This window comes from Trinickia sp. Y13, assembly GCF_029522115.1.
Classification (GTDB): Bacteria; Pseudomonadota; Gammaproteobacteria; order Burkholderiales; family Burkholderiaceae; genus Trinickia.
The window spans coordinates 283840-299200 of sequence record NZ_JAKWFK010000007.1; the positions used below are offsets into that span (position 1 = coordinate 283840).

The 15361-nt window shown below is 62.3% G+C and carries 16 protein-coding genes; 9 read left to right on the forward strand and 7 right to left on the reverse strand.

All coding sequences use genetic code 11. The features are described 5' to 3' along the window. The first annotated feature begins 39 nt into the window (after positions 1–39). Positions 40–1008, forward strand: coding sequence for a LysR family transcriptional regulator (locus tag MMB74_RS15210; RefSeq protein WP_277429475.1), 969 nt, complete (start codon positions 40–42; stop codon positions 1006–1008). On the opposite strand, the gene MMB74_RS15215 is transcribed toward MMB74_RS15210, so the two are convergent. The 6 genes from MMB74_RS15215 to MMB74_RS15240 all read right to left on the reverse strand — a co-directional run bounded on the left by MMB74_RS15215 (position 1002) and on the right by MMB74_RS15240 (position 7051). After that, the gene (locus MMB74_RS15215) at positions 1002–1784 is read right to left on the reverse strand and encodes an SDR family NAD(P)-dependent oxidoreductase (protein ID WP_277429476.1); all 783 of its coding nucleotides are present in this window, start codon (positions 1782–1784) and stop codon (positions 1002–1004) included. The genes MMB74_RS15210 and MMB74_RS15215 overlap by 7 nt on opposite strands. A gap of 44 nt (positions 1785–1828) precedes the next feature. Beyond that, positions 1829–3007, reverse strand: a complete 1179-nt coding sequence (rhmD, locus tag MMB74_RS15220; protein ID WP_277429477.1) for an L-rhamnonate dehydratase — start codon at positions 3005–3007, stop codon at positions 1829–1831. 22 nt (positions 3008–3029) lie between these two features. After that, positions 3030–3782 carry an SDR family NAD(P)-dependent oxidoreductase gene (locus MMB74_RS15225; protein WP_277429478.1) on the reverse strand — a complete coding sequence of 251 codons (753 nt, stop codon included), beginning with the start codon at positions 3780–3782 and terminating at the stop codon, positions 3030–3032. Beyond that, positions 3779–4642, reverse strand: coding sequence for a fumarylacetoacetate hydrolase family protein (locus MMB74_RS15230; RefSeq protein ID WP_277429479.1), 864 nt, complete (start codon positions 4640–4642; stop codon positions 3779–3781). Before MMB74_RS15230 ends, MMB74_RS15225 begins: the two co-directional genes overlap by 4 nt. Positions 4643–4823: 181 nt before the next feature. After that, positions 4824–5609, reverse strand: coding sequence for a creatininase (locus MMB74_RS15235; protein WP_277429480.1), 786 nt, complete (start codon positions 5607–5609; stop codon positions 4824–4826). Next, a complete protein-coding gene (locus tag MMB74_RS15240; protein WP_277429481.1) occupies positions 5606–7051 on the reverse strand; it encodes a cytosine permease in 1446 nt (481 codons plus the stop codon). Before MMB74_RS15240 ends, MMB74_RS15235 begins: the two co-directional genes overlap by 4 nt. A 261-nt stretch (positions 7052–7312) precedes the next feature. Here MMB74_RS15240 and MMB74_RS15245 point away from each other — a divergent pair, with 261 nt between their 5' ends. The 5 genes from MMB74_RS15245 to MMB74_RS15265 all read left to right on the forward strand — a co-directional run bounded on the left by MMB74_RS15245 (position 7313) and on the right by MMB74_RS15265 (position 11902). After that, positions 7313–7969 (forward strand): NAD(P)H-dependent oxidoreductase, encoded by a 657-nt coding sequence (locus MMB74_RS15245; protein ID WP_277429482.1) that lies wholly within the window; start codon positions 7313–7315, stop codon positions 7967–7969. A gap of 13 nt (positions 7970–7982) precedes the next feature. Continuing rightward, positions 7983–9350, forward strand: coding sequence for an amidase family protein (locus tag MMB74_RS15250; RefSeq protein ID WP_277429483.1), 1368 nt, complete (start codon positions 7983–7985; stop codon positions 9348–9350). 21 nt (positions 9351–9371) lie between these two features. Then, the gene (locus tag MMB74_RS15255) at positions 9372–9998 is read left to right on the forward strand and encodes an urea carboxylase-associated family protein (protein WP_277429484.1); all 627 of its coding nucleotides are present in this window, start codon (positions 9372–9374) and stop codon (positions 9996–9998) included. Between the two features lie 134 nt (positions 9999–10132). Further along, a complete protein-coding gene (locus tag MMB74_RS15260; RefSeq protein ID WP_277429485.1) occupies positions 10133–11056 on the forward strand; it encodes a LysR substrate-binding domain-containing protein in 924 nt (307 codons plus the stop codon). A gap of 162 nt (positions 11057–11218) precedes the next feature. Beyond that, positions 11219–11902 carry a YceH family protein gene (locus MMB74_RS15265; protein WP_277429486.1) on the forward strand — a complete coding sequence of 228 codons (684 nt, stop codon included), beginning with the start codon at positions 11219–11221 and terminating at the stop codon, positions 11900–11902. A 75-nt stretch (positions 11903–11977) separates the two neighbouring features. Here MMB74_RS15265 and MMB74_RS15270 read toward each other — a convergent pair whose 3' ends face one another. After that, a complete protein-coding gene (locus MMB74_RS15270) occupies positions 11978–12688 on the reverse strand; it encodes an FkbM family methyltransferase (RefSeq protein WP_277429487.1) in 711 nt (236 codons plus the stop codon). Positions 12689–12815: 127 nt separating this feature from the next. Here MMB74_RS15270 and MMB74_RS15275 point away from each other — a divergent pair, with 127 nt between their 5' ends. The 3 genes from MMB74_RS15275 (at position 12816) to MMB74_RS15285 (ending at position 15211) form a co-directional block, all read left to right on the forward strand. Beyond that, complete coding sequence (locus MMB74_RS15275) at positions 12816–12980, forward strand: hypothetical protein (protein ID WP_277429488.1); 165 nt, start codon at positions 12816–12818, stop codon at positions 12978–12980. A gap of 242 nt (positions 12981–13222) precedes the next feature. Then, on the forward strand, positions 13223–13966 hold the full coding sequence (locus MMB74_RS15280) for a class I SAM-dependent methyltransferase (protein WP_277429489.1): 744 nt from the start codon (positions 13223–13225) through the stop codon (positions 13964–13966). Positions 13967–14335: 369 nt separating this feature from the next. Further along, positions 14336–15211 (forward strand): lipid A biosynthesis lauroyl acyltransferase, encoded by an 876-nt coding sequence (locus tag MMB74_RS15285; RefSeq protein ID WP_277429490.1) that lies wholly within the window; start codon positions 14336–14338, stop codon positions 15209–15211. Positions 15212–15361 lie beyond the last annotated feature (150 nt).

Here is a 15361-nt window from a genome sequence, read left to right on the forward strand (position 1 = left end):
CGTTATCATCATTAGGCGATCCACAAAGCGAATCACCCCATGACCCCGTCCGCTGCTGCTCTGTCGCTCGTCAATCGGCTCAAGTTCAAGCATCTGGCGCTGCTAGTCGCGCTCGACGATACGCGCAACGTCCACCAAGCCGCCGATCAAGTGAACGTCGCGCAGCCCAGCGCGAGCCGAATGCTCGGCGATATCGAAGACGCCTTCGGCTTTCGTCTGTTCGAACGCAACGCGCGCGGCATGACGCCTACCGCCCTGGGCGCGGTCGTGCTTGCGTATGCGCGCCGCGCCCTGGCGGAGTTGACGCGTTTCGCCGAGGATCTCGACGTCAAGCGCAAGGGCGGCCACGGGCAGTTGACGGTCGGTGCGATCATGGGCGCCGCGCCCGATGTCCTGGCGTTGGCGGTGGCCGCGTTGAAGACGGAACGGCCGTTGCTCAACGTGCGCATCCTGGGCGAGACGAGCGACCAAATCGTGCAATTGCTCTACCGCCGCGAGATCGACCTTGCACTCGCCCGTCTTACCACCTCCCTGCAACACAATGACTTTCACTTCGAACTGCTGGCTCGCGAAACGCTGGTTCTCGTCGTGCGCACGCGCCATCCGTTGGCGCGCCGAGCCGAGGTATCGCTCGCGGAACTCGTTCAATGGCCGTGGGTGGCGCAGCCCGTGACGAGCCCCGCCCGCGTGCTATTCGAAGAAGAACTGGCGCAGGCGGGCTTGAACACGCCCGCGAACTTGACCGAATGCGGCTCGGTCTTCGCTACCTTGCAATTGATCGAAACGTACGACGCGGTGGCGATGTTGCCCGAATCGGTCGTGCGCGACCACGTGCGCGGCAAGCTGCTCGTGGCCCTGCCGCTCGAAATCGGTAAAAGCCTGCCGGGCTACGGTATCCTCTTGCGCAAGGAAGAAGCGCTGCCCGAGGCGGCGCACCATTTCGTGAACCTATTGCGGCGCTTTTCGCAGCCGATGGCGGACGCGCCGGCCCGCCCGCCAAATCATTGAAGGTTGACGAACATGCCGCCGTCGACGAGCAACGCGGCGCCGGTTACATAACGCGCCAGGTCCGACGCCAGGAAGACGACGCAATCGGCAACTTCATCCGGCGCGCCTAGCCGGCCGAGCGGAATGCGCCGCTCGAAGTAGGCGCGTTTCTCGCTGTCTTCCAAGTCCTCGGCATTCAGATCGGTCGCAATCGTGCCCGGCATCACCGAATTGCATCGGATGCCGTAGGGGCCGAGCGCTATCGCGCACGATTGCATCAACGAGTGGACGCCGGCCTTCGTGGGCGTGTAGTGCGTTTGCATCCCACCGCCGACCAGTGCGCTGATCGAGCTCGTCGCGACAATCGCGCCACCCGTGCCTTGCTCTTTCATTTGGCGCGCCACCGCTTGCGTGACGTAGAACGCGCCGTTCAGATTCACGCCGATGGTGCGCTCGAGCACGGAGGGCGGCATGTCGAGGAAGGCGTGAAACGGGCAGATGCCGGCATTGCTGGCGAGCACGTCCACTTTCCCGAAGGCCTCGACTGCATGCCTAACTAAATCGACACCGGTTTGCGGCAGCGCGACGTTGCCTTCGACCGCTACGGCGCGCCGGCCGCTTGCTTCGACGTCGCGGATCACTTCGTCGATCGCCGCACGCCTGCCGTACGACGCATCGTTGTCGCTCCAATAGTTGATGACGACATCCGCCCCTTCGCGTGCGCAGGCGAGGGCGATTGCGCGGCCGATCCCGCGCGATCCGCCGGTGACGATCGCAACTTTGTTTTCGAGCAGCACGTCATGCCTCCTTGCGTCGTGTCGCCGACGAAACGATTCGATGGTCAATGCGTGTGCGGGCGCACCAGCGCGCACTCGGGGTTCAGCCGCACACCGAACCCCGGCGTTTCCGGCACCTTCATGCGCCCATTGACGGGAACGGGCTCATCGAGCAGTAGCGGGGTAAACATCGGGACGACGCGGTCGGCCTGCGGCGCCATCATGAGAAATTCCGCAAACGGCGAATTATGGCGCGTCACGACGAAATGGTAGCTGTACACCGACGAACCGTGCGGCACGACCATCACATTGTGCGCATCGGCGAGCGCCGAGATCTTCATCAATTCCGTCAAACCGCCGCACCAGCCGACATCGGGTTGAATGAGGTCGCAGCAACCCATTTCCAGCAACATGCGAAAGCCCCAACGCGTCGCCTCGTGTTCGCCCGTCGATACCATCATGCCGCGCGGCACGCTGCGGCGTAGCTCGGCGTAACCCCAGTAGTCGTCGGGCGGCAGGCATTCCTCGATCCATTTCAGGCCATGCTCGTGCGCCGCTTGCGCGAGCCGCGTCGCGTAGCGCACGTCTAGGCTCATCCAGCAGTCGTACATCAACCAAAAATCGTCGCCGACGCGGCTGCGCATGTCCGCGAGCGTCTCGATGTTTTGGCGCAGGCCTTCTTCGCCTTCCGCGGGAGCATGCCGCAACGGCAGCTTGCCGCCGATGAAGCCCATTTGCTGGGCGAGGTCGGGGCGTGCGCCGGTTGCATAAAAGACGAGTTCCTCGCGCACGGGGCCGCCGATCAGTTGAAACACCGGTTCCTTGCGGATTTTGCCGAGCAGATCCCAAAGCGCGAGATCGACGCCCGAAATCGTATTGAGCACGATGCCTTTGCGCCCGTAGTAAAGCGTCGCGTAGTACATTTGATCCCACATCGTTTCGATGTCGGTCACGCAGCGGCCCTCGAGAAAGCGAGCGAGATGCTTTTCGACGATGAAAGCGCCAATCTCGCCGCCGGTAGTCACGGCGAAGCCGACGTTGCCGTCGCTGGCCTCGATTTCGACGACGAGCGAGCCGAGCACATTGATGCCGAACGATTGGCGGCTTTGACGATACTCGGGATAGCGGGACATCGGCGTCGCAATGTGATCGTCGATCCAATGGCCGCCCGGCTGATCGTGATAATCGGCGCCGCCGCCGCGGACCGTGAAGGCGCGCACGTGTTTGATGGTTGGCATGGCCATGGGTGACATCCCGCGTGAGTAGTCAATAAGTGGCGCGACCGCCCGAGAGGTCGAACACCGAACCCGTGCTGAAGGCGCAATCTTCCGACGCGAGCCAGAGAATCATCGACGCCGCTTCGTCGGGCATGAGAAAGCGGTTCATCGGAATCTTCGAGAGCATGTAGTCGATATGCTGTTGCGACATCGAATCGAATATCTCGGTCTTGCACGCGGCTGGCGTCACCGCATTGACGAGGATGTTTCGGGTGGCCAACTCTTTGCCGAGCGACTTGGTGAGTCCGATGAGCCCGGCCTTCGATGCGCTGTAGTGCGACGCGTTCGGATTGCCTTCCTTGCCGGCCACGGAGGCGATATTGACGATGCGCCCGTAGCCGTGTTCCAGCATGCGAGGCACGACGGCGCGGCAGGTCAAATACGAGCCGACGAGGTTCACCTCGATGACGCGGCGCCACACGGCCGGATCGAGCTCCCAAGTCGACCCGTTGCCACCCGTGATGCCGGCGCTGTTGACGAGAATATCGATCGAACCGTGCCGCGCGAACGTCGACGCAGCCGCTGCTTCGACGGCGGCGGCGTCGGTCAGGTCGACGGTGACGGTGGACATCTCGCCCCATTCCGAGAGTTCGCCGCGGCTTCGCGCGAGGCGGTCCGCATCGACATCCCATAGCGCGACGGCTGCACCCGAACGCAACGCGCGCTGCGCGACCGCGTAGCCGATGCCGCGCGCCCCGCCCGTGATCACGGCGGTACGGCCTTTCAAATCGATCGCGTTCACAGTGCCTCCTCGATACGTGCTTGGACGGTGCGCTGATGCTGTTCGCCCAAGCCGGCGATGCCCAGGCGCATCGTCTGGCCCGGACGCAGGTAGACCGGTTCGGGCTTCTGTCCCATGCCGACGCCCGGCGGCGTGCCGGTGGAGATGACGTCGCCCGGCTGCAGGCTCATGAATTGGCTGATGTACGAGACGAGCGTCGCCACATCGAAGATCATCGTCTTCGTGTTGCCGTTTTGATAGCGCTTGCCGTCGACTTCGAGCCACATGTCGAGCGCTTGCGGATCGGGGATTTCGTCGCGCGTGACGAGCCAGGGGCCGAGCGGGCCGAACGTGTCGCAGCCCTTGCCCTTGTCCCATTGACCGCCGCGTTCCAATTGATAGGCGCGTTCGGAGACATCGTTGACGACGCAATATCCGGCAACGTAGTCCAATGCGCGCTCGCGCGTCACGTAGCGCGCTTGCCGGCCGATGACGACGCCGAGCTCGACTTCCCAATCGACCTTTTGCGCGCCGGGCGGGATTTCGACATCGTCGTTCGGGCCCGCGATCGCGCTCGTCGCTTTCATGAAAAGGACGGGCTCTGTCGGCACGGGCATGCCCGATTCGGCGGCGTGGTCGGAGTAGTTCAGGCCGACGCAAATCAGCTTGCCGACGCGGCCCACACAGGGCCCGAGGCGAATGCCCGCGGGCGCGATGGGCAACGACTCGGCGTCGATCTCGGCGATAGCGCTCAAGCCCGTGGGGGAGAGCGTGTCCGGCGCGAAGTCGGACACATGGCCGGACAGGTCGCGGATGCGGCCTTGCCGATCCACGATGCCCGGGCGTTCATCGCCCGGATCGCCAAAACGCACCAGTTTCAAGGTGGCTCTCCTCGTCGAAGTGGGACTGCTGTTGACGCACGACTATAGAGGCGCACCGATAGCGGAACAATTCGAAAGACGGATTTGGCGATAACAAAAGCGAATTGGCGGAGGGATTGCTGAGCGAGATCGGGCGACGCGGATGGCGACGGCTTACGGAAAAAACGACCCGGTCGGTCGGTTACGAGCTGGCTGCGGCTCCGTCTAATCCGAACTCATGCCGCACCGCCGCCGCGATGCCGTCGACAACGTCGGTCACGAGCCGCCGCCCCTTTTCGCGGGTCGAATCCTTCGCGGACGAGAGCACGCCGCTCGACGGAACCCATGCCGTGCGCGCGGGATACATGTCGTAGGATGGAAATTGCGCGGGCCCGTGCGAAGGGATCCGCTCTAGCGAAACCAACTGCGGATGGTAGTGAAGCATCATCGACGTCTCGATCACCGCGGCATGCTCGAGCGCGATCCCGGGAAAGCCGTCGGGGAACACGGCGTCGAGCGTGTCCTGTCGACAGAACTCCCAATGCTCGACACGCATGACTTCCATTGCGCCGTGTTCGCCGATGTCGCGCATCGCGAGTTCGATCCCCTCGGTGACGAACCATTGGTTTTCATAGTGCCCGACGACGATCACGAGACGCCTGACGCCATGACGGTGAAACTCGCGTACCGCATCGCGGATCAATCCGCTCAACGTCGCGCCGTCGACGCTCGTCGTGCCGCAGAAATGCTGACCGCCGCCGCTTCTCGGCTGCGACTTATAGCCGTATGAAATCGCCGGCGCCACGATGCCGCCCACGGCGCGGGCCACGTCTTCGCTGATCGCACTGGCGAGCAACGCATCCGTGCCGAGCGGAAGATGAGGGCCATGTTGTTCCGTCGCGCCGCAGGGCAGAAAAACCACCGCTCCCGCTTCCACCCGCCGTTCGTATTCCACCCAGCTGATGTTGTCCATCCGCACGCTGTTCATGTCGAGCTCCCGTTGTCGACGAGCGGCGCTTGCGGCGAGCGCACCGCACGCCGCGCCAAATAAAAGACGTAGTAGCTGCCGCCGCCTGTGGCTAGACCCGAAAACCACGAGAGATCGATGCCGCCCAGCGCCATGGCGAGGGGCCCTTGCATCGACTCGATACTGCCCACTTGAAAGAGCCAGGCCGCGATCACGCCGAGCGCCAAAGCCGCCATGCCGGGCCAGTTGACGTCGCCGCAGGAGCTGGTCGAGTGATGACGGTAGAGCGCTTCGACGTCGATGCGGCCGCGGTGGATCGCGAAGAAATCGACGAGCACGATGCCGGCCCACGGTGCGATCCACACGACGAAAAAGACCATGAGATTTTCGAATGTGCTTGCGAATGCGCCCGAATGCAGGAATAGATAGAGAATCGAAAGCGCGACGATGCCCGACACGACGGATACGACCCACCGCGCAATGCGCAGATCCAGCGAGAGCGTGGCGAGCGCCGCCGAATAAATCACGACGATATTGGTCGCAATGGGGCCGTGGACGAGGACGAGCAGGACAGGCAGCGCCATCGCACCGAACACGGCAATGATGAGCTGCGCGGGATCGGCGCCGCTGCCTGCCGAGGCGATCGCCGCTCCGAGCAGCGCGAGCCAGACGGTGGGCACGAACATGCCGAGCGAGGTCGCGCGAAACACCTGCCGGCTCGTCAACGCGGGCTTCGTGAAGCGGGTGTAGTCGGATGCGTAGACGAGCCAAGAAATCCCCCAGCCGATGCCGATTGCGGTCATGAGTTGGCTCATGGCGGCGAGCTTGCCGATACCGTGCGCGGTCGAACTGTGCCAATGGATGTCGACGTGCGTGAACGCAAGGACGGTCATCGCGATCATGATGAGCAGCACGACCGGCATCGTGTAACGCTCGAAATACCGAATCGCATGAAATCCCCACGTCGCGATGCCGACTTGAATCAGCATGACCGCGACGGCGATCGCATATTTGAGTTCCATGCCGCCGCTCATGCCCATGCGTTCGAGCGCCGCCACCGCAAGATCGAGCACGATCCAGGTATTGATCGCCACCCATCCCATCGGCATCAGCACCTGCATCAGCGTGGGAAGCCATGCGCCCCGGCGGCCGAATGCCAGCCTCGACAGCACCATTTGCGGCACGCCCGAGCGATGTCCGACCACGCACATCGCGCCGAACAGCGCGCAACCGAGCACATTGCCGATCACGATCACCATCAATGTTTCGACCAGGCTCAGGCCCAGTTGGATGCCGATGGCCCCGAGCACCCAGTTGATCGGGGCGACGTTCGCGCCGGCCCAGATCCAGAACTGGTCCAACTGCCCGGATGTCCTGTGCTCGTTCGGGACGGGCTCGATACCGTGCACGTCGAAGGCGGCGCCGGTACGCTCGTGCGCCTGCGAAATCTCATTGTTTGACACGACTGTCTCCTCCTAGGATTGCCGCACTCAATCGTCGAGTGCGCTCAATGCGTATTGGAGCGGAGACAAATCCGGGGCGAAAACGATGTTTTCTCAACCGAGGTTGAGGAAAATTCGACGCCCGTTGTGGGCCACGGCGATGGGTCGCGGTTGAGATTTACTCAACGCCGCAAGAAAATTCATCAATCGCGCGGACGCAAGCGTCGTGGCTAAATCGGTGTTCCGGATTTCCGAGTTTCAGCACGAAAAGGAACACACACGATGACCACGCTTTTGCACATCACGGCCAGCGCACGCAGCGGCCGCTCGCTCAGCCGCAAGCTATCGAATGCCTTCGTCGACGCTTGGAAGGAGCTCGATCCCGCGGTCGGCATCATTTCGCGCGACGTAGGCGCCAATCCGCCCCCTTTCATCACCGAAGCGTGGATAGCGGCCGCCTTTACGCCCGACGAGGCGCTCACGCCCGAGCAACGCGAGACGCTGCGCTTATCCGACGAACTGATCGGCGAAGTCGACCGCGCGGACGTGATCGTGATCGGCACGCCCATGTACAACTACGGCATGCCCGCGACGCTCAAGTCGTGGTTCGACAAAGTCATCCGCGTGCGCAAGACGTTTACGTTCGACCTTGCGCGCGGAGACTTCCCGCTGGAACCCGTTATGAGCGGCAAGAAGCTCGTCATTCTGAGTTCGCACGGCGAATTCGGATTCGGCCCCGGCGGCGTGCGGGAAAAGATGAACCACTTGGATACGCATATCCTGACCTGCGCACACTATCTCGGTGTCGAGGAAAGCCACGCGATCAGCATCAGCTATCAGGAGTTCGGCGACGCGCGGCACGAGGCGTCGGTGGCCGATGCCTTCGCCGCGGTGCCGGTACTGGCGCGCCAGTTGGCGGGTGCGAGCGTAACCGCATAACCCGCACGACGTCATGCCGACCCCTACGACGATGAGCGAAATCGCGCGAAGGCTCGACGACGCAAGCCTAGACGCCTTCGAACTGGTGCGTACCACAGTCACGCGAGCGCATGCCTCTCGCGGCGTCTTCATCTCGTTCATCGAAGGCGCGCTCGAACAGGCGCGGGAAGCGGCGCGCAGACGCAGCCGGGGCGCACCGCTTGGTCGCCTAGACGGGATCCCGTTCGCAGTGAAGGACATGATCGACGTGGCGGGCAGCAAGACGAGCGCGGGATCGCTCACGCGGATCGACGCGCCACCCGCATCGCGGGACGCCGCGGTGATTGCCGCGATGCGGGCGGCCGGCATGATTCCGATCGGCAAGACGAACTTGAGCGAATTTGCCTTCTCTGGACTCGGGCTCAACCCGCACTTCGGCACACCAAGCGCGGACTTCGGCGCGCACGACAGGGCGCCGCGCGTACCGGGCGGCTCGTCTTCGGGCTCGGCCATCGCCGTGCAACGCGGGCTCGTTCCCGCGGCGATCGGGACCGACACGGCGGGATCCGTCCGCGTGCCGGCGGCATTCAACGCGCTCGTGGGTTTTCGCGCCTCGACTCGCCGTTACGACATGGGGGGCGTGCACCCGCTCGCCGTCACGCTCGACACCCTCGGGCCGATCGCACGCACCGTGGAGGACTGCGTGCTGCTGGACGGCGCGATGCAGGGCCGCTCGGACATCTGCTTACAAGCGCTGCCGCTGGACCAGGTACGGTTCGTCGTCGATTCGTCGGTTCTCGAGGATCCGGCGCTGGAGCCCGACGTGGCACGCAATCTCCACCGCGTCGTGGCGCGGTTGCAGCAGTGTGGCGCGCGCGTGCAGGAGCGTCCCGTCGAAGCATTCGCCAGCACGCGCGGCTTGATCGCGACGCAGGGTTGGCTTGGCGCAGTCGAGGCTTGGACGCTTCTTCGGGATGTCGTCGAAGGACCATGCGGCGACCAACTCGACCGCCGCGTTCGCAATCGACTGCTGGCCGCCAAAGCCATCGATCGGCGGGTGGAGGACTTCATTCGCGCTCAACGTGTCGAGCTCATGCTGAACCTCTTGCACGAGCTCGGCGACGATGCGGTGCTCATTACCCCGACAGTCAAGCATGTCGCGCCTGAGCTTGCGCCGTTGGAGGCCGACGACCACGTGTTCGCGGCGGCCAACCTAGAGACGCTTTCGCTGACCATGCCAGGCAGCTTTCTCGATATGCCGGGCGTCGCCATGCCGTCGGGCGTCGACCGGCAGGGACTGCCGACCTCGGTGCTTTTTTCCGTCCCGCAAGGGCACGACGATCGGTTGTTACGGACGTGTCTCGCGATCGAATCGGCATGGCGGGCGCGGCCGACTCAATGACAACTTTCCGGAGAACAACGCATGAATCCGATATCCCCCGACAAAGACATCGACACCGGCAGCGCCCTTACCCGTATTCCCGCGCGCAGTGGCGTGGCGGTCAGACTCGCCAAAGGCATGACCATCAAGGTGATCAATACGCACGGACATCAGGTTGTCGACACCTGGGCGTTCAATCAGCATGACATCGGCGAATCGATGTCGATGGAGCATAGCCGAACCGCCATGCTCAAGATCATTCCGCAGGTGGGCGACACATTGCTGACGAACCATCGGCGCGCGATCCTGACGTTGGTCGAAGACACGACGCCGGGCGTGCACGATACGTTGATCGCAGCGTGCGACAGGCATCGCTACGCGCAGTTGGGGGTGGCCGGCCACCATGACAACTGCACCGACAACCTCGCCGCCGCGCTTCGAACGCTCGGGCTGACGGCGCAAGAAACCCCGTGCCCCTTGAACTTGTTCATGAACGTGCCCGTATGCGAAAACGGCGGGCTGAAATTCGTGCCGCCCGTCAGTCAGGCCGGCCAATACGTCGCGCTGCGCGCTGAAATGGACGCGATCGTCGTGATGTCGGCGTGTCCGCAGGATGTCACGGCGGTCAACGGGATGATGCCGACCGACGCGCACTATTCGATCGCCTGAACGCGCTCTTGCCGTTGAGCGGCGGCACGCTCGGGGGCTGGCGGCGCGTCGCGGCGAGCTGCGCGAGCGGCCGGCCGGTTTGGGTAGAATGCATTCACCGTCACCGGCCGGCTTCGGAATGAAGGTCTATCGCCATGCGCAAGTTGCCACCGCTCAATTCGGTCCGCGCCTTCGAGGCCGCGGCGCGGCATCAGAGCTTCACCGCGGCCGCCGATGAACTGTCCGTGACCATCACGGCCGTCAGCCACCAAATCCGTCAACTCGAGGCGCGCCTCGGTCAGAAGCTGTTCGAACGAACCGGGCGAGCGGTCGCGCTGACGCCGGTGGGCAAGACGATCTACCCGCTCGTCAGAGACGGCTTCGATCAAATTGCCCAGGCCTTCGAGGCCGTCAGCGCGCGTACGAGTGAGGACTCGATCCAAATCTCGGCCACTCGCGCGTTCGCGCAGCGCTGGTTGATGCCCAGGCTGTCGCAATTCAATGCCGTGCACCCGAACGTTACGGTGCATATTCACGGTTCCGAGAATCTAGTCGATCTGCGCGCCGAAGAGATCGACCTCGCAATTCGCTATGGTCCGGTCGCATCCGATCAGCGCGAGTCCGTCATTTTGGAGGACTGTTATTTCGCGGTAGCCGGTCGCGATATTTGTCCGCAGGATCGCAAGCCGGCGATCGAGGACTTCGCTTCGCGCCCGCTGATTGCCTACAAGTGGGGAAACCGCGCTCTGAATGCTCCGGATTGGTCGACGTGGCTCGCGCTCGTCGAACACGATCGAAGCATCGACTTTCGGATGTCCTGGTATAGCGAGGAAATGCTCGCGCTCTATGCCGCGGAGTGCGGCTTGGGGCCGCTGATGTGCAGCAACGTGTTGATCGATGAAGAGCTGCGCACCGGCCGTTTGCGCAAGATCGAAGGCCCCTGTCTGCCGGGGTTCGCGTACCGCCTGGTCGAGTCGCCTTCGACGCGTCCCAAGAAGGGGCTTCGTCTTTTCACGGCTTGGCTGCGTGAAGCGGCGCGCTCGTTTCGCGACGAATCTTTCGTGCCGGAACAGCCGTAAGTCGAGCGTTCGAATCGTCGCGACGCATTCTCTATCAGGTCCGCGCGCGTGCGCGCTGGCTCCGGCGGGCGAAGCGGGGCGCTTTCGGCGTGAGACGCGGTTCGCGCAGCGACGCGATGCTCGTTATCATATCTCCCCACGTTCACTGCACATCGCTGCGACATGACCCAACCCCTTCGCGATCTCACCCCGATCGAAGCCCGCGTACTTGGCGTGCTGGTCGAAAAGCAGCATACGGTTCCGGATACGTATCCCTTGTCGCTGAATGCGACCACGGCGGGCTGCAATCAGAAAACCGCTCGCTCTCCCGTCATGAGCGTCACCGAGGGGGAAGTGCAGGGTGCCATCGACGGCTTGAAGCGGCTGAGCCTCGTGATGGAAGCGAGCAGTAGCCGCGTCACACGCTACGAGCACAACATGAATCGCGTGCTCGGCGTGCCGAGCCAGGCGGTTGCGTTACTAACGGTTCTTCTGCTCAGAGGCCCGCAGACGGTGGCGGAGTTGCGCCTGAATGCCGCACGTCTGCACGGATTCGCCGACAATTCCTCGGTCGAAGCCTTCCTCGACGAGCTGGTTGCTCGTGAGCCCGCGCTCGTGGTGAAGCTGCCGTGCGCGCCCGGCGAGCGCGAGAATCGCTGGATGCACTTGATGTGCGGCGAAGTGAATGTGGAGCAGCTGGCGGCCACGTTCGCGCGCGCGCCAGGGGCGGCGCCGGCGGGCGAACTCGATGCGTTGAAGGCGGAACAGCAGCGCTTGGCCGACGAAGTGACGCAATTGCGAGCCCTCGTTGAACGCATGGCGGCGGACTTGGGTATCTCGATCGACCGCCCGTCCTCGCAGAACTAGCGCGATGATGCGCGACTCGCGAGGTCCGGGACGATTTGGCGCGTGCCCGGCATCGCGAGGCAGCGGTGGCTATCGCTATAGTTGAAATCGAAATATAGCCGACCGGTCAACCCTGAAGATCAGTGAAATGTGCGTCCAACTGATTAGGCGGTAGCCGTATTTTTCCAGGTACCTATATATTTCAGAGCTCATTACGTCTCTAATCGAAAACGATACGCTTTCGACGATGATGATTTTAGGTTTGTATCGATCGAGGTTGATCGATCGCAGCACGTGATAATCATGCCCCTCCGCATCGATCGAAAGCAGATCGATTTCCTGGTTCGAGTAGCGGCTATGTTCCAACACGTCGTCGAGCGTGGTCGTCTCCACGTTGCGGACCGATACGGGTGCCTGGCCCTCCGCAGCGGCTGTTTCGGGGTCGAGAGTCGAGGTCAGTCCGTACTTGGAAAAGTTGTAGGCCTGTTTAACGGTTTTCTCGCTTGAGATCGCCGCGCAAATATTGACGTCCGAGGCCCTGGCGAGCTTGAATGCTTCGATTTTTATGGGATCCATGTCGATGTTGATCCCGCGCCAACCGCGTTTGTGCAAGGCGTACGTATTCGAAAATTTTATTGGATGGTATGCGCCGACATCGACGTAGATCCCTTTGTTGCACGCCGGGCTGATTATCTCCCGCAGCACTGCGTCCTCGCCAAACTGCGAATAATATAGCCGCGCGACACGCGTAATCCATGTCTTTCGCACTAACCAAAGAAAATGTCCGGCGCTTTTGAATGTGTTCATATGAATGCACACCGTGGGAGCCGATCGATTGCGGTAGATTAGCTTATTTCGATCTATTTTCAAGGGTAACGCTATTAATCGATAATCGTCTGATCATCACAAGAAAGCCAATCTGAATGTATGTCGAATGTCGAATCCCGATATTTGGGAGATTGCTGCTTATCTTTTCCTTGGTGCATTCTTTGTTATTTTGGTGATTCGTTCAAAGAGCGGGTATGAAATATTTGCTGGCGATTGGTCGAATCATTTTGCGGTATCAGGTGGTGAATTGTTGACCGGTGGCCAATTTTAGCGTGTCGCGTTGGCCGAAAAATCCGAAAAAGGGGTTCGGCAGCGAGATCACATGTAGCGGTTACGATGCATGGCTGCGTTCAATCGGCAAATGTTTTCGGCGCTCGGCAACCGGCGAAGAACCGTAATGCAGAGACGGCAAGCAATGGTCGCCGCTCGCATTCCGAACGGCGAGTCGATTTGGACGGTGGCCCGCGATCTGTACATTTGACCGATGGAGCGGGGCATCCTACGATATCCGCCATGAATCCCGATCACTTCAGCGCCGTCGCCAAGCAGTATGTTGCGTCGCGGCCCACGTATCCGCCGGCGCTTTTCTCGTGGCTCGCCACGCAATGTCCCGTGCGGGAGCTCGTGTGGGACGTTGGGGCGGGCAATGGTCAGGCGTCGATCGCTTTGGCTGCCCATTTCGCCAAGGTGTGGGCTACCGACTTGAGCGAGGCTCAGATCTCGCAGGCGCCTGCGCACGAACGCGTCGAGTATCGCGTCTCGCCGGCGGACCACAGCGGCCTAGGCGACAGCACTGCAGACGCCGTCACCGTCGCGCAAGCGCTGCACTGGTTCGACCTCGATCGCTTTTACGCCGAAGTGAGGCGCGTGCTGAAACCCGGCGGTCTGATCGCGGCCTGGACCTACGGGGTGCTGCATGTCGAAGGCGATGCGGTCGAAGAACGGGTGAGCCACTTTTATCATCAAGTGGTCGGCCCTTATTGGCCTGCCGAGCGGCATCATGTCGAAACGGCGTATGCGGAGCTGCCGTTTCCCTTCGAACCCGTCGCAAGTCCCCCATTTGCTATCCGGCTCGCTTTGACGCTCGACGAACTGCTCGGCTACTGCCGCAGCTGGTCGGCCACGGGGCGCTATCGCAGCGCAACGGGCAGCGATCCTGTCGCCGCGCTGGCGGCCGAACTCGCTCCCGTCTGGGGCGAGCCCGATCGACGCCGTGAAGTGACGTGGCCGATCGCGATGCGGGCGGGCTTTCGCTGAAGCCAGCGTGCGCTGTGCAATGGCGCGGCGAGCGATGGCGCGCCGCGCGACCTCGCACTCATCTCATCTCGATAGTGTTCCGGGCGGTGGCCGCCGCGATGTCAGCGCAATCGCATGCGATAATGCGCCCGCTCGCGACAGGTTCGTGGTCGCCACGCTTTGTGTGCGCATCTTCGTTCCAGGGGTCGTCCCGCCGGTTGGCGGGCAGGTTCGGTCCGAAATCGGATTTTTACCCCGCTTCGCACCACTTTTCGCCAGCGCGCCGTTATGCCAGCCGCGCTGGCGTGACCCACCTCAACGGATGTTCGCTGCCCGCGAACCACCCTATTCGAAGATGGCGCAGTCGGCCATTGCATGCAGGAACAGCTAGTGAAACAACTCGGTCATGCCTTTCTCATCGCGCTGCTGCGGGCGTTGTCGATTCTTCCTTACCCGCTGGTCGCGAGGTTGGGTAGCGCTATCGGCGCGGCGCTCTATGCAGTGCCCAGCCGACGCAAGCAGGTCGTGCTGGTGAACTTGCGCCTCTGCTTTCCGGAGAAGACCGAACTCGAGCGCCAAACACTCGCGAAGGCGCATTTTCGGCACGTGGTTCGCAGCTATCTCGAGCGCGGGATTCAGTGGTTCGGCAGTGCTCGGGCGATCGAGGATATCGTCCAGATCGAAAGCAAGATCGACCTGGAAGACACGAACGCTCCGCCCACCATCTTCATGGGATTTCACTTCGTGGGCATCGAAGTTGGGTGCATGCGCTACTCGATGCAGTTGCCCGTCGCGTCGCTGTTCACGCCGATGTCGAACCGGCGCTTGTGCGATCTGGCGAGGCGGCAACGCGGTAGATTCGGCGCCGAGATGATCGAACGCGCCACGAGCGCCAGAAAAGTCATCGGCATTCTTCGATCTGGCAAGCCTGTCATGCTCGCGGCGGACATGGACCACGGCATCGAGAACTCCGTCTTCGTTCCGTTCTTCGGTGTTCCCGCTTGCACGCTGACCTCCATCTCGCGCCTTGCGAAGCTGGGCCGCGCGAGGGTGGTGCCGTTCGTGACGGAGGTGTTGCCGGATTTCAAAGGATACAAATTGTCGATCTTCGAGCCGCTCGAAGGGTTTCCTTCCGAAAGCGACACGGACGATGCCGCGAGAATGAACGCATTTCTCGAGGCCCAGATCCTGCGCTTTCCCGATCAGTACTACTGGGTGCATCGGCGCTTCAAAAACCGGCCGGCTGGGGAGCCGGGGGTTTATTGAGGGGACGCTAACGGCTAGTACGCCTGAACGAGAATTTCCACGCCACCAGGCTCGAGTTGAAGTTTGCCTCCGGAAAAGCGCCGTTTCGAGAACGCGGTCGAGTAGTCGCCCATTGGGACGCAAACCCGCTTCATTTCCTTGGAAAGATTG